This window comes from Parviterribacter multiflagellatus (genome assembly GCF_056863265.1).
The window spans coordinates 69,190-89,079 of record NZ_JBXPIZ010000005.1 but is presented as its reverse complement, the minus strand read 5'-3'; the positions used below and the strand labels follow the sequence as shown (position 1 = coordinate 89,079).

Sequence of the window (19,890 nt, the reverse complement as noted above, 5' to 3'; positions counted from 1 at the left end):
GCGGCGCCGGATCCTGTGACGGCGACGCGCGCCTAGGTCGCGGCCTGCCAGTCGCGCTCGACGCGGCGCAGGAGCTGTGGATAGACGATCGCGTAGCGGAACGGCTTGATCGCGGCCATGTAGAGCCGGCCGAGCACGCCGTTGGGCTTGACCAGAACGGCCATCTGGCCGCGGTAGCGGTCGCCGTCAGGCACCCACGAGAGGTGCAGCACGCCGTGCATCGTCGCGTTGGCGATCTCCGCCGCGTACTCGTCGTCGCAGACGTAGAGCGGCGTGAAGGGGAACGCGGCCGAGCCGGGCGCCGGGGCCGTCCCGCGCAGGTCCGCCGGCACGCGGTCCCGCAGCGACGGGCGGTCGGCGTCCTCGTCGTCCCAGCCCAGCAGCGCGCCGACCTTCCAGCGGATCGCCCACAGCAGCTGCCCGAGGCCGGCCGCGCCGTGCTCGGGCTCGAGCGACGTCGCGCGCTGCACGAGAAGCGGGAAGTCGTCCGCTCCGCCGGGGGTCGGGAGCGCCCAGACGTCCTCGACGCGGAAGTCCGGGGCGACCGCGTGGATGCGCCAGGGCCGGGTCGTGTGTGCGGTGCTCGGGAGCCTCACTCGGCCCTCCTTCCATACGGTGCCGTATGGACCACCATACGCTTCCGTATGGCGCGTCGTCAAGATGTGCGCCATGGCCGCGCCCCGCACGCCCCGCACCAGCTGGATCGAGGAGGGGTTCGAGGCGCTCGCGCGCGGCGGGCCGGACGCCGTCAAGATCGAGCCGCTCGCGGCCGCCCTCGGCGTCACCAAGGGTGGCTTCTACTGGCACTTCAAGGACCGCCGCGCCCTGCTCGACGAGATGCTCGACGCGTGGGAGCAGGTCGGCGTCGACGACGTCATCCAGCGCGTGGAGGAGCGCGGCGGCGACGCGCGCGCCAGGCTCCGCGGCCTCTTCGCGATCGCGTCGGCGGGCGACCGCATCCTCCGCATCGACCTCGCCGTCCGCGACTGGGCCCGCCGCGACCCCGCGGTCCGCCGCCGCCTGCGCCGCGTGGACGAGCGCCGCATGGCCTACCTCCAGGCCCTCTTCGGCGACCTCGTCCCCGACCGCGACGAGGTCGAGGCCCGCGCGCTCACCGCCTTCACCCTCTTCGTCGGCCACCCGTTCGTGGCCACCGGCCGCCGCGAGGTCGCGCAGCGCGCGTTCGAGCGCCTGCTCGACGCCTAGGGGCGCCGGCCCGCGCCGCGGGCGACGGAAGCCGTCATCTCGACCATCCGCCGGCGCCGAGATGACGATGACCGTCGCCCAGCGACGGTAGGTGTCATCTCGAAGCGACGGCGACGACGAGGTGTCGGTTTCCGTCGGGCCCTGGCCGACGCGGGCCGGGCCGGGCTCCGAATCAGTCGGCGCGGTCGAGGACCGCGACGCACTCGATGTGGTGCGTCTGCGGGAACATGTCGACCGGGCGGACCTTCTTCAGGACGTACCCGGCCTCGGCGAGCTGCGCCGCGTTGGGAGCGAGCGTCGTCGGGTTGCAGGAGACGTAGACGATCCGGCGAGGCGCGGCCTCGATGACGCGGCGCACGATCTTGGGCGAGAGGCCCGCGCGCGGGGGGTCGAGGACGATGACGTCGGGCTTGCCGGCGGTCTCGACGAGCTCACGCATCGCCAGGCGGACGTCGCCGGCGAAGAACTTCGCGTTGCCGATGCCGTTGCGCTTGGCGTTCGCGATCGCGTCGCCGACGGCGGCCTCGACGACCTCCAGGCCGAAGACCTCGCCCGCCCGGGGCGCGAGCGTCAGGCCGATCGTGCCCATGCCGCAGTACAGGTCGTAGACGCGCTCGAAGCCCTTCAGGCCCGCGTACTCGACCGCGACGGCGTACAGCTTCTCCGCCATCTCGGTGTTCGTCTGGAAGAACGCCTGCGGGGAGATGCGGTAGTCCAGCTCGGCGAGCTCCTCGCGCAGCTGCGGCGCGCCGCCGAGCTGGTCGGTCTCGCCGCCCGCGGTCGTCTCGCCGACGTCCTGCATGCGCGTCCAGAACGTCCCGGCGGCGCTGACCGCCGCCGCGAACGCGTCGTCGTCGAAGGTGCCCTCGGACGTCACGAGCCGCACCTGCAGGTCGCCCGTCCGGCGCCCCTCGCGGATCACGAGGTTCCGCAGGAAGCCCTCCTGCGAGCGCCGGTCGTACGCGCTCAGGCCCTGCGCACGGCACCACTCCAGCACCTCGCGGCGCGCGGCGTTGACGGCCTCCGACGCGAGCAGGTCGTCCTCGACGTGGACGATGTCCTCCCACGAGCCCGGCTTGTGGAAGCCGCAGATCAGCTCGCCGTCGTCCGACGTCCCGAACGAGTACTCCAGCTTGTTGCGGTACCGCCACGGGTCGACCGCCGGGATGATCGGCTCCATCTCGAAGCCGTCGAGCTTGCCGATGCGCCGCAGCGCGTCCTCGACCTGCTCGGCCTTCACGCGGAGCTGCTGCTCGTACGGCAGCACCTGCCACGACGCGCCCGGGTGGCCGGGCGCCTGCGGCTCGACGCGATCGGGCGACGGCTCCAGGACCTCGACCGTCCGCGCCTCCGCGTACCCGCGCTTGCGCTTGGTCACGACCGCGCGGACGCGGTCGCCCGGGACCGCGCCGGACACGAAGACGACGTACCCCTCCAGCCGCGCGACGCCGGCCCCGCCGTAGGCGAGCGACTCGACCCGGAGGTCGAGCTCCTGGCCCCGCTCAGGGCGCTTCGTGGCAGCTGGTGCAGACATGGCTTCCAACGGTAGCGCCGGGAGCCGCGGCGACTGTGCGCCTCAGCGCAGCTGCTTCTCGACCGCCGCGAGCACCGACTTGCGGTTCGCGTTGCGCTTCTCGTAGTCGGCGACGAGCCGCAGATCGCCCGCCTCGAGGTCCGCCAGCCGCGCGACGACCTGCGCGGCCGTCAGGTCGTCGTAGCCGCTGATGGGGAACGCGGAGCCGAGCCCCGCCGTGCGGCGCACCTTGTCGACCTCGCGCAGCACGCGGTCGGCGCCGGGCGGCTTGCGCACCGCCCCGCGCGCCTTGTCCGACGCGCGCACCGGCGCCCCCGCGAGCCCCTCGAGCCGCGCGAGCGCGTCCTCGGTCTGCTGGCGCCCCAGCGCGACGAGCCGGTCGACCAGCTCCTCCGCGTCGTCGCGCGTGATGCGCCCGCGCGTCACCGCGTCGTCGAGCGTCTCGCGGATGCGATCGCTCGGGAGCATCAGCGACTTGGCGAGGAGCTCCCGGACGGACGCGAGCGTCGAGCGCGCGTCCTCGTCCGGGGTGGAGGCGCCTGCCGCGGGCTGGCGTGGCTGGGCCATGCGGCCGGAGGTTACTTGCCCGCGTTGTCCGCGACGTACGTCGCGACGGCGTCCGCGTCGGCGCCCGTCAGCAGCCCGTTCGGCATCACGCCGGGGCCCTCCTCGATGGCCTTCAGCACGGTCGCCTTGTCCGGCCCGAGGTCGTCGAGGTTCGGCCCGACCTGGCCGCTCGTGTTCGCCGCGCCGAGCGTGTGGCAGTTCCCACACGTCGACGCGAACGTCCCGGCCGGGTCGGACGCCGCGTTCCCGCCGCCGCCTCCCCCGTCTCCGTTGTCGTCGCCGCCGCACGCCGCCGCACCGAACGCGAGCGCGGCGCACGCGAAGAACGCTGCTGCCTTCGAGGACCCGCTCATGGACCGCACCCTACTCCCCTGCCAGGAGCAGTTCGAGAAGCGCCTTCTGGGCGTGGCGGCGGTTCTCCGCCTCGTCCCAGACGCGCTGGCGCGGGCCGTACAGGACCTCCGCCGTGATCTCCTCGCCGGGATGCGCCGGAAGGCAGTGCAGCGCCACGCAGCCCTCGGCGCCGCGGTCGAGCAGCGCGTCGTCGATCTGGAACGGCGCGAGCGCGCGGCGGCGCTCGTCGGCGGTCTCCTCGTCGCCCATCGAGACCCACACGTCCGCGTAGATCGCGTGCGCGCCGTCGGCCGCCGCCTCCGGCTCGGACACGAGCGTCGCGGGAACCTCGTCCTCGAGCTGGTAGCCCGCCGGCGACGCGATCCACACGTCCACGCCGGCCTTCGCGCCGACGACCGCCAGCGACCGCGCGACGTTGTTGCCGTCGCCGACGTACGCGACCTTCAGGCCCTCCAGCCGGCCGAACGTCTCCTGCAGCGTCAGCAGGTCCGCGAGCGCCTGCACCGGGTGGTGCAGCTCGGACAGCATGTTGAAGACGGGGACGCCGGCGTGCTGGGCCAGCTCCTCGAGCATCGCGTCGGCGTGGGTGCGGACGCCGATCGCGGCGACGTGGCGGGAGAAGACGAGCGCGGTGTCGCGGATCGACTCGCCGCGCGAGATCTGCAGCTCGCCCGGCTTGAGGATCAGCGGGTGGCCGCCCATCTCGAAGACGCCCGCCTCGAAGGACAGGCGCGTGCGGGTCGACGGCTTCTCGAACAGGAGCGCGACGGAGCGGCCCTCCAGCGCGCGGGAGGCGAGCGGCTCGCGCTTGAGCTGCGCGGCGCGGTCGAGCAGGGCGAGGAGCTCGTCGCGGGTGAGCTCGTCGCCGGTGAGGAAGTGACGTGGCAAGGTGCGCCTGAGTATGAAGGTGCTCACCTGGAACCTCTTCCACGGCCGGTACGCCTCGCAGCCGGCGGCGCGCGAGCTGCTGCCGGAGTTCTCCGCCGCGCTCGCCGGATGGGACTGGGACGTCGCGCTGCTCCAGGAGGTGCCGCCCTGGTGGCCGGCGCCGCTGGGCCGGGCGTGCCAGGCCTCCGCCCGCAGCGCGCTCACGAGCCGCAACCAGCTCCTGCCCCTGCGCAGGCTCCTCGCGCAGCGCTTCCCCGACCTCATGAAGAGCGAGGGCGGCGGCTGCAACGCGATCCTCGTCCGGGGCGGCGCCCCGCCGCTCGACCACAAGCACGTCGAGCTGACGCGCACGCCCGAGCGCCGCGTCGCGCACGCGGTGAAGCTGGCCGACGGGACCTGGGTGATGAACCTCCACGCCTCCAAGCAGGAGCCGCGCGCGCGGACGGAGGAGGACCTGCGGATCGCCGCCCGCGCGCTCGCGCGCTGGTCCACCGGCGCCCCGGCCGCGGTGCTCGGCGGCGACCTCAACATCCCCGACCCGGACGCCGTCCTGCCCGACCTCACGCACATCTCGTGGCACGGCGTCGACCACCTCTACGCCCGCGGGCTGGCGCGCGCGGGCCGCGGGCAGGTGCTCGACGCCGGCCCGCTGTCGGACCACCGGCCGGTGCTGGCGGAGCTCGAGCGGGTCGACCGTCATGCCTTCGCAGGGCCCTGATCGTGCTGCTCCTGTGCCCAGGCGTCCGCCCATTCGTCGAGCGGTCGGAGGGCGTCTCCGAGGGCGGCCCCCAGCCGCGTGAGCTCGTATCCCTCGGCGGAGGGGGCGATGATCCCGCTCGACGTGAGCTCGCGCAGCCGCTGGTAGAGGACGCTGGACGACAGACCTTCGCAGCGCGCCAGCAGCGCACGCGCACCGAGGGGGCCCGCACGCAGCTCCCAGAGGATGCGCAGCGCCCACCGGCGGCCGAGGAGATCCATCGCGGCCATGATCGGACGGCCGGTGGTCGATCCACGAACCGGCGTTCCTGGGCGCGGAGTCGGCATGATCCTCCTTGCGTTTCGTTATTCGAAACACTAGCATCGGCCCCTCCTGTTTCTTATTCCGAAACACCGAACGGAGGTCGTCATGCACAAGCTGCTGGTCCTGTATCCCGAGCCGGCCGACCCAGAGCACTTCCGCGACCACTACGTACGCACCCACCTGCCGCTGGTGATGGACATGCCCGGCCTGCTCGCGTGGCGCTACAGCTTCGACGTGGCAGCGACCGAGGGAGAAGCGCCGTACTTCGCGGTCTTCGAAGGCGACTTCGAGGACGCCGCTGCCCTGGCCGCCGCGCGGGCGTCGCCGCAGGGCCGGCGGGTGGCCGCGGACGTCGCCAACTACGCCACCGGCGGTGTGGTCGTCCTCGACTACGCGGTGCAAGACGGCACCGGCTGAGGCAGACCAGGCCAGCGTGAATTCGTCTGGCGTTATATAAGCCTAGCGTGATATCCTCCGCCGCGATGCACGCGTTCGACGTCCTGGGCGACCCGGTCCGCCGCCGCATCCTCGAGCTGCTCGCCGACGGCGAGCGGACCGCGGGGCAGATCACGGCGGTGGTGGTGGAGGAGTTCGGGATCACGCAGCCCGCGGTCTCGCGCCACCTGAAGGTGCTGCGCGAGGCGGGGTTCGCGACCGTGCGGCCCGAGGGCGCGCGACGGCTCTACGCCGTGGACCCCGAGCCGCTGCAGGACGTGGACGCGTGGATCGACCGCTTCCGCCGCTTCTGGGGTCCGCCGCTCGACGCGCTGGAGACCGAGATCGCGCGCGGCAAGCGGCGACGCCGGCTCAACAGCGACGAGGAGAGCACCTGATGGACGTCACCCACGAGATCGACGCGGTCGGACGCGGGGTGGGCAGCGCGACGATCCCCACCGGCGAGCCCGGCCGGGTCGTCACGATCACGCGGGCCTACGCCACCGACCAGGCCGACCTGTTCGACGCGTGCACGAACGCCCAGCGCATCCCGCGCTGGTTCCTCCCCGTCAGCGGCGAGCTGCGCGAGGGCGGGCGCTACCAGCTGGAAGGCAACGCGGGCGGCACGATCACCGCCTGCGACCCGCCGCGCTCGTTCGCCGCGACGTGGGAGTTCGGGCCGGCGCTGAGCTGGATCGACGTGACCTTCACGCCGCTGGACGACGGCCGCACCGAGCTGAAGCTCGTCCACCGGATGGGCCTGGAGGACGGCGGCCACTGGGCGCAGTACGGGCCGGGCGCGGTCGGCGTCGGGTGGGAGCTGGGCCTGCTCGGCCTCAGCCTGCACCTGGAGTCCGGCGAGCCGCGTCCGGCGCAGAGCGAGGAGCAGCTCGCGCAGTCGCCCGAGGGCAAGGCGCTCATCCGCGGCAGCGCGGAGGGCTGGGGCGCCGCGGCGGCCGCGTCAGGTGAGGACGCGGACGCGGCACGCGAGGCGGCCGCGCGGACCGCCGCGTTCTACACGGGCGAGGAGCTGCCGGCGGTCTAGACGCCGCGCAGGCGGGCGACGAGCTCGGGCAACACGCGCTCGGCCTCGTCGTTCGCCACCTGGCAGGTGCCGGCGGCCTCGTGGCCGCCGCCGCCGTGCTCGAGCATCAGCGAGCCGATGTCGGCGGGCGAGGTGCGGTCGATGATCGACTTGCCGCAGGCGAAGACGGTGTTCTGCTTCTCGCGGCCCCACATGACGTGGATCGAGACGCGGGCCTGCGGGAACAGCGCGTAGATGACGAAGCGGTTCGTCGGGTGGATGACCTCCTCGTCACGGAGGTCGAGCACCACGACGTCGCCCTCCAGCACCGCGCGGGTGCGGATCTGGCGCACGGCCAGGACGGCGTGCTCGCGGTACAGGTGGACGCGCTCGGCGACGTCCGGGGAGTCGAGGATCTCGCCGACGCTCATCTCGGTGCAGGCGTCGATCAGCTGCATCATCAGCTGGTAGTTGGAGATCCGGAAGTCGCGGAAGCGCCCCAGGCCCGTGCGCGGGTCCATGAGGAACGAGAGGAGGATCCAGCCGTTCGGGTCGAGGATCTCGTCCTGCGAGAACTTCGCGGCGTCGGCCTTGTCGACCGCCTCGAGGATCTCGTCCCACGGCTCGGTGCCGAACGTCTCGCGCCCGCCGAAGTACTCGTAGACGACGCGCGCGGCGCTGTCGGCGGCGAGGAGCACCTGGTTCGGGTTGTCCTTCCCGACCCGCTCCTCCTCGGAGTGGTGGTGGTCGAACGCGAGGTGGACGCCCGGGTTGTACGGCAGGTTCGTGGTGATGTCCGTCGGGCGCAGGTCGACCTTGCCGTCCTGCATGTCCTTCGGGTGCACGAACAGGATGTCCTCGAGCATCCCCAGCTTCTTGAGCAGGGCAGCGCAGACCAGACCGTCGAAGTCGGAGCGGGTGACGAGACGATGCGTGGTCGCGGTGGATGCCATGACCGGATCTTCGGCAGAACCGTGGCGATCCTTAGCGCTCAACGCTCACCCCCGGGCCCGCAACCCGAACCCGCGCAGCATGAGCAGCGCCTTGCCGCTCATCGAGCCCCGCTCGGGCAGCACGCCGAGCTTCACGCCCGCGTCGTACGCGTCGAAGAACGTCCGCACGCGCCACAGCAGGCCGTTGTCCGGGTGGCGCTCGGCGACGACGACGGCCTGGAGCACGAGGAACTTGCCGGTCGGCGGGAGGCCCTCCAGCTCGCCGCGGTGCGTGGCCACGACCTTCAGCGGCGCGCTGACGTGCGCGCCGTTGACCATCCGCGGGCCGGTCGTCTCCACGCGCGCGTCGGGGAAGCCGGCCCACAGCTGCTGCGCGTGCCGGCCGAGCGCGTCGGGGCCGGTCAGCGGCTTGGTGAGCGGGTCCTCGTAGTGGACGTCGCTCGTGCAGACCTCGTGGAAGGCGCCGGGGTCGCGCTCCGACCATGCGGCCTGGAAGGCGTCCAGCAGCTCGTCGGTGGTCACGCCCCGAACTGTGGCAGCCCTTCGTGCGTCGTGGACGCCTCGGCGTACAGCCGGCGCGGGATGCGCCCCGCCCCGCGGGCCAGCGCGCCCGCCTCGACGGCGAGCTTGATCGCCCGCGCCATCGCGACCGGGTCCTCCGCGCGGCTGATGGCGCTCGCGGTGAGCACCGCGTCGCAGCCCAGCTCCAGCGCGAGCGTGGCGTCGGACGCGGTGCCGACGCCGGCGTCGAGGACGACCGGCACCTTCGCCTGCTCGACGATCAGCGCGATGTTGTACGGGTTGCGGATGCCCATGCCCGAGCCGATCGGCGAGCCGAGCGGCATCACCGCCGCGCAGCCCACGTCCTCCAGGCGACGGGCGAGGATCGGGTCGTCGGTCGTGTAGGGCAGGACCGTGAAGCCGTCGGCGACCAGCTCCTCCGCCGCGCCGATCAGCTCCACCGCGTCGGGCAGCAGCGTCCGCTCGTCCCCGATCACCTCGAGCTTGATCCAGTGCGTCTCGAACGCCTCGCGGGCGAGCTTGGCCGTGAGCACCGCGTCGCGCGCGGTGAAGCACCCCGCCGTGTTGGGGAGGACGGCGACGCCGGTGCGGTCGAGCACCTCGACCAGGCCGGTGCGGCCCGCGGCGTCGATGCGCCGCAGCGCGACCGTGACCATGTCCGTCTCGGTGGTGGCGATCGCCTGCTCCAGCAGATCGAGCGACGGGAAGCCGCCCGTGCCGAGGATCAGGCGCGAGGAGAACGTGCGGTCCGCGATGGTGAGCGGGGCGGCGGCGGTGGTGGCCATGGGTGTGGGTTCAGCCTCCCTGGATGGCGGTGACGACCTCGACCTCGGCGCCGTCGGCCAGCGCCGTCTGCGGCCACGCGCCGCGCGGCACGACCTCCGCGTCGATCGCGACCGCGACGCCGCGCCCCTCGGGCGGCACGTCGAGCGTGCCGAGCAGGTCCGTGACGGTCGTGCCCTCGGCGATCGTCTTGGGCTCGCCGTTGAGCGAGATGGTGGTCATGCGTGCACCGTGGTGGAGTCGTTGGTGATCTGCTCGACGACGCGCTGCGCCGTGAGCGGGGCGAGCAGGACGCCGTTGCGGTAGTGGCCGGTCGCGACGAGCACGCGGCCGCGGCGCTCGACGATCGGCAGGTTCTGGGGGGAGCCGGGGCGCAGGCCCGCGCCGCTCTCCTCGATGACGAGCTCGGAGATGCCGGGCACGAGCTCGGTCGCGTCGCGCAGCAGCTCGTAGACGCCGCCGGCCGTGACGGTCTGGTCGAAGCCCTTGTCCTCGACGGTCGCGCCGAGCACGTAACGGCCGTCGCCGCGCGGGACGAGGTAGCCGCCGGCGAACCGCAGGACGCGCGTGACCAGCGGGCCGTTGGTGGCGTGGCCGGGGTCGCGCAGGCGCAGGATCTGGCCCTTCACCGGCCGGACCTCGAGCCCGGGCATGAGGGCGGGCGACCAGGCGCCGCCGGCGAGCACGACCATCCGCGCACGGAGGCTGCGACCGTCCTGGGTCTGCGGCTCGGCGAACCCGTTGCCGTGCGCGATCGCGGTGACCGGCGCGTTGAGGTTGAGCCGCACGCGCGCGTCGCGGGCCTGCTGCTCGAGCGCCTCGACGACCGCGCGCGGGTCGACCGCGTGCTCGTCGGCGACGTGGAGCGCGACGCGGATGTTCGGCGCGAGGCCCGGCTCCATCTTGCGCGCGTCGGACGGGAGCACGCGCTGGACCGGGAGCTCCTGCCGCTCGCGGAACGCCAGCTCGCGCTCCAGCGCGACCGCCTCGTCGAGGTCGCGCGCGACGTGGAGCGTCCCCTCGGTGTGGAGCGGCACGCCGAGCTCCTTCGCGAACGCCGGCCACATCGCCGCGGCGGCGAGGCCGTCCTCGAGCAGGCCGGCGTGGCCGATCTCCGCCTCGCTCACCGGCGCCAGCATGCCCGCCGCGTAGTACGACGCGCCCAGGCCCAGCTCGGCCTCGCGCTCCAGCAGCACCGTCCGCAGACCGGCCTGCGCGGCACGCCAGGCGATCGAGAGCCCGATCAGCCCACCGCCGACGACGGCGAGGTCTTGGGATGGTGACGAGGTGTCGGTCAGGGCTTGCTCCCTTCGCCGGCATGACCCGGATCAGGTGGTGACGGTCGGCGCTGGATGCGCCCTCTCAGCCCGGCGTCGCGGGCTCCCGTGTCACCCTCAGCGTAGTGCCAGATCTGCGTGATGCCCGCCTCTACTTCGTCTGCGGCGCCCGGCCGGGGGGGCGTGCGCTGGAGGACGTGCTGCGTCCCGCGCTCGCCGGCGGAGTCGACCTCTTCCAGCTGCGCGAGAAGGACGCGCCGGACGACGTCGTGCTGCGGCACGCGGAGGTCGCGCGCGCGTGTTGCGACGAGGTCGGCGCGACGTTCATCCTCAACGACCGGCCCGACCTCGTGGAGGCGTGCGGCGCGGACGGCGTGCACGTCGGGCAGGACGACACGCCGGTGGACGAGGCGCGCGCGGCGGTCGGCGCGGCGCGGGTCGTCGGGCTCTCCACCCACTCCAACGTCCAGGTCGACGGCGCGCGCACCGCGGACGTCGACTACTTCGCGGTCGGGCCCGTCCACGCGACGCCGACCAAGCAGGGCCGTCCGGCCGTCGGGCTCGGGCCGATCGAGCACGCGGCGCGGACCGCCTCGGATCGCCCCTGGTTCGCCATCGGCGGGCTCGACCACGCGACGACGCGCGCGGTGCTCGACGCGGGCGCGCGGCGCATCGTCGTCGTGCGCGCGATCGCGGAAGCCGACGACCCCGAGGCCGCTGCGCGTACGCTCCGCCGCATGATCGACGAGGTCGCCTGACGCATGGGCAAGCGGACGCGCAAGCCGCGCGGGGCCGGCATCGGCGTGCCCGGCACTCCGGACGGGCCGCCCGAGCCCGACCGGAACGCGGCGATGCGGCGGGGCTACGCGCGGTCGGAGCAGCGCAACGAGGCGATCCGCCAGTCGCTCGAGCCGCTGAAGCCCGGCGAGCGCCCCGGCGCGGTCACCGTCGCCGCGATCGTCGCGTTCACGCTCGGGTTCGTGAACATCGGCCTGCTCGCCGCGGGCGTCGAGGTCGCCGACGACGAGAACACCGGCCGTTCGCCCTGGGTCGACACGATCGCGTTCGCCCTCGTCGCGTGGACGGCCGGCTACTTCATGTGGAAGGCCAAGTACTGGGCGGTGATCGGCTTCCAGGCGCTGCTCGGCGTCACGCTCGTCATCGCGGGCCTCTCGCTCCCCCTCGCGTCGAACCTCCTCGCGGTCGTGCTGTGCCTCACCGTGCTCGTGTTCGGCGGGTGGCTCTTCTGGAAGCTCGTGCGCGCCCTAGCACGGCTCCAGATGCCTGCGCGATAGCTTTCTCCGCCTATGGCCGAGAGCTCCTACGACTGCATCGTCATCGGGTCCGGCCCGGGTGGCTATGTCGCGGCGATCCGCGCCGCCCAGCTGGGTCTGAAGACCGCCGTCGTCGAGAAGGACAGCGTCGTCGGTGGGCGGTGCCTGAACTACGCCTGCATCCCCGCCAAGGCCGTGCTGCGCTCGGCCGACATCCTGACCGAGGTCCGCGAGGCCTCGGACTTCGGGATCACCGTCGCCGGCGAGCCGACGATCGACTTCGGCGCGATCAACGAGCGCCGGCTCAAGGTCATCAAGACGCTGACGGGCGGCGTCACCGGCCTGTTCAAGAAGAACGGCGTCGACGTGATCGAGGGCGAGGGCTCGCTGACCGCGGGCGGCAACGTCGTCGTCGCGGGCACGGAGTACGAGGCCAAGAGCGTCATCATCGCCACCGGCTCGGTCAAGCGCCCGATTCCCGGCACGCAGTTCGGCGGCCGCGTGATCGGCACCGAGGAGGCCTGGGCGTTCGAGCAGCTGCCGAAGTCGCTGGCCGTCGTCGGCGCGGGCGCGTCGGGCGCGGAGATCGCGTCGGCCTACGCGCGCTTCGGCGTCGAGGTCAAGCTCTTCGAGGGGCTCGACCGCGTCCTCCCGACCGAGGACCCGGACATCTCCAAGCTCGTCGAGCGCGGGCTGAAGAAGCAGGGCATGAAGGTCACGACGAAGACGTTCGTGGAGAACGTCGTGTCGAAGGACGCGTCGGTGACGTTCACCGCGGGCGGCGAGGACCACGAGGTCGAGTGGCTCGTCATCGCGGCCGGACGCGGGCCGGACATCGAGGCGCTGGGCCTCGACGGCGCGGGCGTGCAGCTCGACGAGCGCGGGCTCATCAAGGTCGACGGCGCGCTGCGCACGACGGCCAAGGGCATCTACGCGATCGGCGACATCGTCCCCGGCCCGGCGCTCGCCCACAAGGCGTCCGACGAGGGCATCATCGCCGCCGAGGACATCGCCGGCCGCTCCACGCACCCGATCGCCTACGTCGACGTCCCGCGCGCGACGTTCTGCACGCCCAACGTCGGCTCGTTCGGCCTGACCGAGCAGCAGGCGCGCGACGCCGGCTACGACGTCGTCGTCGGCAAGCTGCAGTACGGCGCGGTCGGCGCCGGCACGGTCTACGGCGACCGCGCCGGCCTGATCAAGGTGATCGGCGAGCGCAAGTACGGCGAGCTGCTCGGCGGCCACATCGTCGGCACGCGCGCGACCGAGCTCATCCAGGAGCTGGTCAACGTGCGCGCCCTCGAGGGCGGCTACGCCGAGGTCGCGCGGATCGTCCACGGCCACCCGACGCTGTCCGAGGCGGTCATGGAGGCCGCCCGCGACGCCGACGGCTGGCTCGTCCACGGGTAGCGCGCCGATGAGCGAGGAGAGGGCGTTCTACTTCGACCTCTCCTCGCCGGAGTGCTGGCTCGCCGCCGAGCAGGTGCTCGCGGTGGTGCCGCAGCCGTGCGAGTGGATCCCGGTGTCGATGCCGTTCGACGCGGCGTTCCGCTGCGCCGCCGAGGAGGACGCGTTCCGCGAGGACCTCGCGCGGGCCGCGGCCGACGCGGGGCTCCAGCCGGTCGTGTGGCCGGAGCCCTTCCCCTACGACCCCAACCTGGCCAACCGCGCCGCGACGTTCCTCAAGGGCGGCGGGAAGGTCGTCGGGTTCGCGCTGGCCGCGTTCCGCCAGGCGTTCTGCGGCGGGCGGGCGCTGGACGTCGTCGAGAACGTCATGATCGCCGCGGCGGCGGTCGAGACGCACCCGCGCGCGCTGCTCGTCGGCGCGGAGACCGCGGCCGTCCGGCGGCGGCTCGAGGAGGCGACGGCGCTGGCGCGTGAGCGGGGCGTGACGTCGGTGCCCGCCCTGTGGACGGGATCGGGCGTCGTGCACGGGCGTCTGGACGCCGCGGCGTCGTGAGCGCGCGCGTCCAACTTCGCGGGGCCGCGCCAAGAGGGCTTTCCTCGCCCCGGATGCAGGGGTAGGGTGGCTGCAGCATGGAAGCCAGCACCCCCGATACCAACTCGAACGATCCGCTCGCCCGGCTCGCCGCCGCGCTGGAGACCCTGTCCGCGAGCCAGCTGAAGCTGGCCGAGGCCGCCGAGCGCCTGTCGGGCATCGCCGACGAGGTGCCGCGCCAGCGGCTCACCGGCGCCGCGCAGACGTCGCGCCGTGCCGCCCGCGAGGCGATGGCCGCGGCGGCGAAGGTCGCCGACGTGCAGTCGCCCGGCGCGCGCGACTTCGACTTCTAGCGGCGCTACCTTCGGCGTCGTGACGGACGCGACGCAGGAGCAGCAGACCCGCAAGGGCACGGTCGAGGTCGAGGAGCCCAGCCGGGCTCAGCAGGTCGCGGTGCGCCGCGTCGCCGAGGCGAAGGCCACGGTGCCGGAGCTGACCGTCCGCACGGACGTGGACGTCAGCGCCGCGCTCGCCGTGTCCTCCGACCTCGACGCGCTCGTGGTCCGCGCCGCGGCCCTGGCGCTGCGCGCGCTCCCGCACGCCAACGGCGCGTACCGGGACGGGCGCTTCGAGCGCTATTCGCGCGTCAACGTCGGCCTCGCGGTCGCCGCCGCGCAGGGCACGCTCGCCTACCCGACGGTCTACGACGCGGACGCCAAGCCGGTCGCGCAGATCGCGGCCGAGGCCGCCGCGCTGGCCGACCAGGTGCGCGCGGGGACGGTCTCGGGCACCGACGCGGGCTCGACGTTCACCGTCACGACGGCGGCCGGGAGCGCGGTCGACGCGCTGGAGCCGATCCTCGTCGCGCCGCAGGCCGCGGGGCTGGGCGTCGGCGCGGTGCGCGACGCGATCGTCGCCGTGGACGGCGCGCCCGCGGTGCGGCCGGTCGTCACGCTCACGCTGGTCGCGGATCACCGCGCGCTGCACGCGGCCGACGCGGCCGCGCTGCTCGCGAAGATCGCCGAGCTCCTGCGCGCCGGCGACGCGCTGGCGTAGTCGGCGGGCGCTACTTCTTCGGGTTCTGGAGGAGGCCGCCGACGGCGTCGGTGACCTTGTCGACGGCGGCGGGGACGTCGCCCTTGACGACGTCGTCGACCGCCGCGCCGGTCTGGCCGACGGCGTTGCCGACCTTGTCGGTGACCTCGGGGACGGCCTGACCGGCGCCCGTGACCACGTCGCCGACGGGGCCCGGGGTCGCCTTGCCGACCTGCTCGACGGCGCCGCCGGCCGCGTTGCCGGCGTCCTGCACGCCACGCCCAACGCCGTGCGTGACGTTGCCCGCGCCGCCCGATGGAGCCGACGGAGCCTGCGGGACGGACGGGCGGTCCGGGCGTGACGGCGGCTTGCTGCCCGGCTTGTCGCTGCCGCCGCCGGAGCCCGACCCGGAGCCGGAGCCCGAGCCGCTCGACGTGCTGCCCCGCTCGCCCTGCGACGCCGTGGTGCCGGCGTCCGACTGGGCCCCGCTCGCGGCAGGGGTCGCCGCGCCGGCGCCGGGCGCCGCCACGATGCCCTCGCGCGCGGCCGCGCCGCGGTCCGAGCGGCCGGAGCCGCCGCGGCGGTTGGTGGCCCGGCCGTCGCCGCCGCGCGCCCGCGTCCTGCCAGCACGCGCGCCGGCAGCCTCACCGGCGCCGCCCGCGAGGACGATCGGCGCATCGGCACCGGCATCGGTGGCCACGGCCGCGCGCACGCGGACCGCGTTCCCCGACGCATCGCCCGCGCCGCCCTCCGGCAGCGCGGCGGTCAGCTGGATCGAGCTCACGTCGTCGTCGGGGTTCATCCCCGGCCAGCCGCGCACCGCCACGACCGCGCTCAGCATGGAGAGCGCCGTGATGGCGGCAGCGACGAGCGACATCCCTGCACCCAAGCTCGCCACGTAGGCACGAGTCACCCGCACATCACCTGCATCGGCATCTCCCCGCGGACCTTGAGCCCTGTTACGCGCCATCTGCGTAGGGCTTGAGCACGTGGTTGGCCTCGTGGTGGTCGTCCTCGGTGATGCCGGGCGGCGACGTGTCGGTGGAGACGAAGACGCAGAACCACTTGTCCGGGCCGTCGCCGGGCGCGCAGGTGCGGTACCGCTCGTCCTCCATCTTGAGCGTCGTCATCGCCCCCACGCCGTCGCGGTACTCGGCCGGCGCCTGCGTGCGGATGTACTCCGCCGCGGCGTGGGCCTGCGTGGCGAAGTCGCGCTCGGAGTCGGCGCGCTCGGGTGCGTGGAGCACGCCCGCGGTGACGAACACGGCCAGCATCGCCAGGAGCATCGCGGTCCCGGCGTAGTCCTGCGCCACCACCCGCGGCAGGTCGCGCCGACGCCGGCGCAGGGCGATCGCGAGCAGCGGCCCGAGCGCGGCGACCGCGATGAGGTTGAGGACGCCCGCCAGGAGCGCGCCCGCGGGGAACGCGGTCCCGCCGTCGCCGGCCAGCGGGAGCTGCGTGAGCAGGATGCCCTCGCCGATGGTCAGCACGACGAACAGCGGCCACAGCAGCGCCCCACGGAACCGCCACGCCAGCCGTGCCCGCCAGAACGACTCGGCCTCCATCGGTCGGAGGGTAAAGCCCGCGCGCCGCGCCGTGGGCGCGACGTACACTCGGATGGGCGATGGACCTCTGGGTGTGCCACGCCGGCCGCATCGAGTACCGCGAGGCGCTCGACCTGCAGCACCGGCTGCGCTCCGCCCGCCAGGCGGATGCGATCCCCGACACGCTGCTCCTCCTCGAGCACGACCCCGTCTACACGCGCGGCCGCCGCGCGACGCCGCAGGAGCTGCCGCTCGGCGCGGAGTGGTACGCGGAGAAGGGCGTCGACATCGTCGACGTCGACCGCGGCGGGAAGGTGACCTACCACGGGCCCGGGCAGCTGGTCGGCTACCCGATCGCGCGCGTGGGCTCCGACGTCCTGGACTTCGTCCGCACGCTCGAAGCGGCGATGGTGACCGCCCTCGCCGAGGAAGGCGTGACGGCGCGCGGGCGCATGCACGAGGGGCGCGAGTGGACCGGCGCGTGGGTCGGCGAGGCGAAGATCGGCTCGATCGGCCTGCACGTCAGCAAGGGCGTCACGACGCACGGCTTCGCGGTCAACGTCGACGGCTCGCTGGAGCCGTGGGGCTGGATCGTGCCGTGCGGGCTGCCCGAGGCGGCGATGACGTCGGTGCTCGAGCAGACCGGCCGCGCGGACATGACGTGCTTCCGCAAGCGCATGGCCCACGCGGTCGCGCAGGCGCTCGGGCGGCGGCAGCGGCTCGTCACGCGTGCGCGGCTGGAGCGGGAGATCTCCCCCGTCATATCCTCGGCGGTCTCGTGACGGACGAGCCGCGCAAGCTCCAGACCCGCTCCCGCGCCAACCCCGGCGGGATGGACGTCCTGAAGGTGCTCGGCCCCGACGTGCTGGACCTCCGCGCGCGCAAGCCGTCGTGGTTCAAGGTCCCGGCCCCGGGCGGCGTGAAGTACCGCGAGCTCAAGGCGCAGGTCAACGCCGAGGAGCTCCACACGGTCTGCCAGGAGGCGGCCTGCCCGAACATCGGCGACTGCTGGGAGCGCGGCACCGCCACGTTCATGATCCTCGGCGACACGTGCACGCGCCGCTGCGGGTTCTGCCACGTCAAGACCGGCAAGCCGACGTGGAACGACCCGCTGGAGCCCGCTCGCGTCGCGCGCAGCGTCGCGAAGATGGGCCTGCGCTACGCGGTCGTGACGAGCGTCGACCGCGACGACCTGCCGGACAAGGGCGCGCGCATCTGGGCCGCGACCATCCGCCAGATCCGCCGCCAGGCCCCCGGCTGCAAGGTCGAGGTCCTCACGCCCGACTTCCAGGGCCACGAGATGCCGCTCGCCGTCGTGCTCGCCGAGCGCCCCGACGTCTTCAACCACAACGTCGAGGTCGCGCCGCGGCTGTACCCGCTCGCGCGCCGCGGCTCGACGTGGAAGCGCTCGCTGCGCGTCCTGCGCAACGCGCTGGAGCTGGGCGAGGGCGAGGTCAAGACGAAGTCGGGGATGATGGTCGGCCTCGGCGAGACCCACGAGGAGCTCGTCGCCGCCTTCGAGGACCTGCGCGAGCACGGCGTCCAGTTCCTCACCGTCGGCCAGTACCTGCGCCCGACCGAGCGCCACCTGCCGGTCGTCCGCTACTGGCACCCGGACGAGTTCAAGGCGCTCGAGGAGGCCGCGTACGCGCTGGGCTTCGAGCACGTCGCCGCCGGGCCGCTGGTGCGTTCGAGCTACCACGCCGACGAGGCCGTGAAGATGGACCGGCCTGGCGTGGGGCCGCTCGCGGCGGCGTCGTAGCCACCGCGTACCCTGCGGGCCGTTGTTCCCGCTGAAGGACAACATCCCGACCGAGCGCTTCCCGCTCGTGACGCTGCTCCTGATCGCCGCGAACGTGGCGATCTACTTCCTGGTGCAGCAGGGCGGATGGGAGATCACGTCCGCGACGTCCGGCACGTGGTCGCTCGGCGGCGAGGCCGCCTACCCGTGCGACCTGACCGGCCAGTGCCCCGCCGGCGAGCCGCCCGCCGGCCACGTCGGGCCGTGGCTGAGCGTGGTGACCGCGATGTTCATGCACGGCGGCCTGCTCCACCTCGGCGGCAACATGCTGTTCCTCTGGATCTTCGGGAACAACGTCGAGGACGCGATGGGCCGCCTGGTCTTCCTCGCCTTCTACCTCGCCGGTGGGGTCGCCGCGATCGCGCTGCAGACCGCGATCGACCCCTCGTCCGCCGTGCCGACCGTCGGCGCGTCGGGCGCGATCGCCGCGGTGCTCGGCGCGTACCTGCTGCTCTACCCGCGCGCCCGGGTGATCACGGTGATCTTCATCGTCATCTTCTTCACGCTGATCGAGATCCCGGCCGTGCTGGTGCTCGGCTTCTGGTTCGTCCAGCAGGTGATCTTCGGGGCGCTGGACTACACCAGCGGCGGCGAGGGCGGCGGGGTCGCGTTCTTCGCGCACATCGGCGGGTTCCTCTTCGGGCTCGCCGTCGTCCGCCTGCTCGCCAAGCCGCGCGGGACCACCCCGGCCCCCTACCGCGTATGAGCCGCGTGCCCCACCGCTCCAGCCGCTCGCGGGCGCGCGCCCGCCGCCGCCGCGCGCGGGTGCGCACCGTCCTGCTCTGCGTCGCGTTCGTCGCGGTGCTCGGCGCGCTGGGCACCGTCGCGCTGCAGTGGGAGTGGGGCGAGGACGGCAGCGGCGCGCCGGGTGGCGGCGCCAGCCGCGCCGAGGCCGCCGCACCGCCCGAGCCGACGCCGGGGCAGATGGCGCTCGGGCCGATCGAGGGCGGGGTCGACCTGTCCGACACCGACGATCCGGTGAAGCTGAGGTTCAAGCGCCCGCCGCGCGCCGCGCTGCTCGTCAACCTCGACACCGGTGAGGTGCTCTGGCGCCGCAACCCCGAGCGCACGCTCCCAATCGCGTCGCTCACGAAGATGATGACCGGGCTCGTGGCGGTCGACGAGCTGAAGCCAGGCGACAAGGCGCGGGTCACCAAGGCGGTGCTCAACTACTCCGGCTCGGGCATGGGCGTCCTGCCGAAGGGCAAGCGGGTGAAGGTCGAGACGCTGCTCTACGGCCTCATGCTGCCGTCCGGCAACGACGCCGCCCGGGCGCTGGCGTTCCGCGCCGCCGGCTCGATCCAGGGGTTCGTCGACAAGATGAACGCCAAGGCCGCGTCGATGGGACTGCAGTGCACGACGTTCGCCGGCGTCGAAGGGCTCTCGTCCAAGAACCGCTCGTGCCCGGTCGACCTCGCCGTGATGGCGCGCGCGGTGCTCGACGACAAGCGGCTGGCCCGCATCGTCAAGACGCGCCAGGCGGTCCGCCCGTTCCCCATCAAGGGCGGCAAGGTCTACCTCTACAACCACAACCCGCTGCTCGTCTCCGGCTACCAGGGGACGATCGGGGTCAAGACCGGCTACACCGACGAGGCCGGCCGCTGCTTCGTCGCGGCGGTGAAGCGCAACGGCGTCCGGCTCGCGGCGATCGTGCTGCACTCGCCCGACCCGGGCAAGCAGACCCGGCAGATGCTCGACCGGGGCTTCAAGGTCCTGAGCTGACGTCGTGTCTG

Annotated in this window: 28 protein-coding genes and 1 riboswitch; of the genes, 15 read left to right on the top strand and 13 right to left on the bottom strand. The window is 73.5% G+C overall.

The annotated features are described in order from the left end of the window. Positions 1–32: 32 nt before the first annotated feature. Entirely contained in the window at positions 33–596 is a 564-nt protein-coding gene (locus AC1UE5_RS11970; RefSeq protein ID WP_482923519.1) for a DUF2867 domain-containing protein, read from the bottom strand. Between the two features lie 73 nt (positions 597–669). Here AC1UE5_RS11970 and AC1UE5_RS11965 point away from each other — a divergent pair, with 73 nt between their 5' ends. Then, entirely contained in the window at positions 670–1,206 is a 537-nt protein-coding gene (locus AC1UE5_RS11965) for a TetR/AcrR family transcriptional regulator (RefSeq protein ID WP_482923517.1), read from the top strand. A gap of 172 nt (positions 1,207–1,378) precedes the next feature. On the opposite strand, the gene rlmD is transcribed toward AC1UE5_RS11965, so the two are convergent. The 4 genes from rlmD to argF are packed head-to-tail and all read right to left on the bottom strand — an operon-like array spanning position 1,379 to position 4,549. Further along, a complete protein-coding gene (gene rlmD, locus AC1UE5_RS11960; protein ID WP_482923515.1) occupies positions 1,379–2,740 on the bottom strand; it encodes a 23S rRNA (uracil(1939)-C(5))-methyltransferase RlmD in 1,362 nt (453 codons plus the stop codon). A 42-nt stretch (positions 2,741–2,782) separates the two neighbouring features. Continuing rightward, the gene (locus tag AC1UE5_RS11955; protein WP_482923513.1) at positions 2,783–3,307 is read right to left on the bottom strand and encodes a hypothetical protein; all 525 of its coding nucleotides are present in this window, start codon (positions 3,305–3,307) and stop codon (positions 2,783–2,785) included. An 11-nt stretch (positions 3,308–3,318) separates the two neighbouring features. Further along, entirely contained in the window at positions 3,319–3,660 is a 342-nt protein-coding gene (locus AC1UE5_RS11950) for a c-type cytochrome (protein WP_482923511.1), read from the bottom strand. A 10-nt stretch (positions 3,661–3,670) separates the two neighbouring features. Next, positions 3,671–4,549 carry an ornithine carbamoyltransferase gene (argF, locus tag AC1UE5_RS11945; RefSeq protein WP_482923509.1) on the bottom strand — a complete coding sequence of 293 codons (879 nt, stop codon included), beginning with the start codon at positions 4,547–4,549 and terminating at the stop codon, positions 3,671–3,673. A 13-nt stretch (positions 4,550–4,562) separates the two neighbouring features. On the opposite strand from argF, the gene AC1UE5_RS11940 reads away from it, so the two are divergent. Beyond that, the gene (locus AC1UE5_RS11940; RefSeq protein ID WP_482923507.1) at positions 4,563–5,267 is read left to right on the top strand and encodes an endonuclease/exonuclease/phosphatase family protein; all 705 of its coding nucleotides are present in this window, start codon (positions 4,563–4,565) and stop codon (positions 5,265–5,267) included. Here AC1UE5_RS11940 and AC1UE5_RS11935 read toward each other — a convergent pair. Continuing rightward, a complete protein-coding gene (locus AC1UE5_RS11935; RefSeq protein WP_482923505.1) occupies positions 5,246–5,536 on the bottom strand; it encodes a winged helix-turn-helix transcriptional regulator in 291 nt (96 codons plus the stop codon). The two genes, AC1UE5_RS11940 and AC1UE5_RS11935, sit on opposite strands and share 22 nt — an antisense overlap. A gap of 139 nt (positions 5,537–5,675) precedes the next feature. Here AC1UE5_RS11935 and AC1UE5_RS11930 point away from each other — a divergent pair, with 139 nt between their 5' ends. The 3 genes from AC1UE5_RS11930 to AC1UE5_RS11920 all read left to right on the top strand — a co-directional run bounded on the left by AC1UE5_RS11930 (position 5,676) and on the right by AC1UE5_RS11920 (position 7,050). Next, positions 5,676–5,987 (top strand): EthD family reductase, encoded by a 312-nt coding sequence (locus AC1UE5_RS11930; protein ID WP_482923503.1) that lies wholly within the window; start codon positions 5,676–5,678, stop codon positions 5,985–5,987. Between the two features lie 65 nt (positions 5,988–6,052). Next, positions 6,053–6,403 carry an ArsR/SmtB family transcription factor gene (locus AC1UE5_RS11925; protein WP_482924232.1) on the top strand — a complete coding sequence of 117 codons (351 nt, stop codon included), beginning with the start codon at positions 6,053–6,055 and terminating at the stop codon, positions 6,401–6,403. Continuing rightward, complete coding sequence (locus AC1UE5_RS11920) at positions 6,400–7,050, top strand: SRPBCC domain-containing protein (RefSeq protein WP_482924230.1); 651 nt, start codon at positions 6,400–6,402, stop codon at positions 7,048–7,050. The genes AC1UE5_RS11925 and AC1UE5_RS11920 overlap by 4 nt, the downstream gene beginning before the upstream one ends. On the opposite strand, the gene AC1UE5_RS11915 is transcribed toward AC1UE5_RS11920, so the two are convergent. The 5 genes from AC1UE5_RS11915 to thiO form a co-directional block, all read right to left on the bottom strand. Continuing rightward, a complete protein-coding gene (locus tag AC1UE5_RS11915; RefSeq protein ID WP_482923500.1) occupies positions 7,047–7,982 on the bottom strand; it encodes an exopolyphosphatase in 936 nt (311 codons plus the stop codon). The two genes, AC1UE5_RS11920 and AC1UE5_RS11915, sit on opposite strands and share 4 nt — an antisense overlap. A 45-nt stretch (positions 7,983–8,027) precedes the next feature. Next, the gene (locus AC1UE5_RS11910; RefSeq protein WP_482923497.1) at positions 8,028–8,504 is read right to left on the bottom strand and encodes an ester cyclase; all 477 of its coding nucleotides are present in this window, start codon (positions 8,502–8,504) and stop codon (positions 8,028–8,030) included. Further along, positions 8,501–9,289: a thiazole synthase gene (locus AC1UE5_RS11905; RefSeq protein ID WP_482923494.1), complete on the bottom strand. Its 789-nt coding sequence runs from the start codon at positions 9,287–9,289 to the stop codon at positions 8,501–8,503. Before AC1UE5_RS11905 ends, AC1UE5_RS11910 begins: the two co-directional genes overlap by 4 nt. Positions 9,290–9,299: 10 nt before the next feature. After that, on the bottom strand, positions 9,300–9,509 hold the full coding sequence (thiS, locus tag AC1UE5_RS11900) for a sulfur carrier protein ThiS (RefSeq protein ID WP_482923492.1): 210 nt from the start codon (positions 9,507–9,509) through the stop codon (positions 9,300–9,302). Next, positions 9,506–10,585: a glycine oxidase ThiO gene (gene thiO, locus AC1UE5_RS11895; RefSeq protein ID WP_482924228.1), complete on the bottom strand. Its 1,080-nt coding sequence runs from the start codon at positions 10,583–10,585 to the stop codon at positions 9,506–9,508. The genes thiS and thiO overlap by 4 nt, the downstream gene beginning before the upstream one ends. Beyond that, positions 10,576–10,684: riboswitch (TPP riboswitch) on the bottom strand. It overlaps the preceding gene by 10 nt. 5 nt (positions 10,685–10,689) lie before the next feature. On the opposite strand from thiO, the gene thiE reads away from it, so the two are divergent. The 6 genes from thiE to AC1UE5_RS11865 all read left to right on the top strand — a co-directional run bounded on the left by thiE (position 10,690) and on the right by AC1UE5_RS11865 (position 14,833). After that, complete coding sequence (thiE, locus tag AC1UE5_RS11890) at positions 10,690–11,322, top strand: thiamine phosphate synthase (RefSeq protein ID WP_482923490.1); 633 nt, start codon at positions 10,690–10,692, stop codon at positions 11,320–11,322. Positions 11,323–11,325: 3 nt separating this feature from the next. Then, the gene (locus AC1UE5_RS11885; RefSeq protein WP_482923488.1) at positions 11,326–11,859 is read left to right on the top strand and encodes a hypothetical protein; all 534 of its coding nucleotides are present in this window, start codon (positions 11,326–11,328) and stop codon (positions 11,857–11,859) included. A 12-nt stretch (positions 11,860–11,871) separates the two neighbouring features. Continuing rightward, complete coding sequence (lpdA, locus tag AC1UE5_RS11880) at positions 11,872–13,248, top strand: dihydrolipoyl dehydrogenase (RefSeq protein WP_482923485.1); 1,377 nt, start codon at positions 11,872–11,874, stop codon at positions 13,246–13,248. Positions 13,249–13,255: 7 nt separating this feature from the next. Beyond that, positions 13,256–13,798, top strand: coding sequence for a DsbA family protein (locus tag AC1UE5_RS11875; RefSeq protein WP_482923482.1), 543 nt, complete (start codon positions 13,256–13,258; stop codon positions 13,796–13,798). Between the two features lie 77 nt (positions 13,799–13,875). Further along, positions 13,876–14,130, top strand: a complete 255-nt coding sequence (locus AC1UE5_RS11870) for a hypothetical protein (RefSeq protein ID WP_482923479.1) — start codon at positions 13,876–13,878, stop codon at positions 14,128–14,130. Between the two features lie 19 nt (positions 14,131–14,149). Further along, positions 14,150–14,833: a 2-oxo acid dehydrogenase subunit E2 gene (locus AC1UE5_RS11865; protein ID WP_482923476.1), complete on the top strand. Its 684-nt coding sequence runs from the start codon at positions 14,150–14,152 to the stop codon at positions 14,831–14,833. Positions 14,834–14,843: 10 nt separating this feature from the next. Here AC1UE5_RS11865 and AC1UE5_RS11860 read toward each other — a convergent pair whose 3' ends face one another. Beyond that, on the bottom strand, positions 14,844–15,689 hold the full coding sequence (locus AC1UE5_RS11860) for a hypothetical protein (protein WP_482923474.1): 846 nt from the start codon (positions 15,687–15,689) through the stop codon (positions 14,844–14,846). Between the two features lie 82 nt (positions 15,690–15,771). Continuing rightward, positions 15,772–16,377, bottom strand: a complete 606-nt coding sequence (locus AC1UE5_RS11855; protein WP_482923471.1) for a hypothetical protein — start codon at positions 16,375–16,377, stop codon at positions 15,772–15,774. A 59-nt stretch (positions 16,378–16,436) separates the two neighbouring features. Between AC1UE5_RS11855 and lipB the strand changes: the two genes are divergently transcribed. Genes lipB through AC1UE5_RS11835 form a run of 4 tightly spaced genes read left to right on the top strand, consistent with a single transcriptional unit; the run spans position 16,437 to position 19,879 of the window. Further along, complete coding sequence (gene lipB, locus AC1UE5_RS11850) at positions 16,437–17,138, top strand: lipoyl(octanoyl) transferase LipB (RefSeq protein WP_482923469.1); 702 nt, start codon at positions 16,437–16,439, stop codon at positions 17,136–17,138. Continuing rightward, positions 17,135–18,118, top strand: coding sequence for a lipoyl synthase (gene lipA / locus AC1UE5_RS11845; RefSeq protein WP_482923466.1), 984 nt, complete (start codon positions 17,135–17,137; stop codon positions 18,116–18,118). The genes lipB and lipA overlap by 4 nt, the downstream gene beginning before the upstream one ends. A gap of 22 nt (positions 18,119–18,140) precedes the next feature. Then, positions 18,141–18,863, top strand: a complete 723-nt coding sequence (locus tag AC1UE5_RS11840) for a rhomboid family intramembrane serine protease (RefSeq protein ID WP_482923463.1) — start codon at positions 18,141–18,143, stop codon at positions 18,861–18,863. Further along, positions 18,860–19,879, top strand: coding sequence for a D-alanyl-D-alanine carboxypeptidase family protein (locus AC1UE5_RS11835; protein ID WP_482923460.1), 1,020 nt, complete (start codon positions 18,860–18,862; stop codon positions 19,877–19,879). Before AC1UE5_RS11840 ends, AC1UE5_RS11835 begins: the two co-directional genes overlap by 4 nt. Positions 19,880–19,890: the final 11 nt, after the last annotated feature.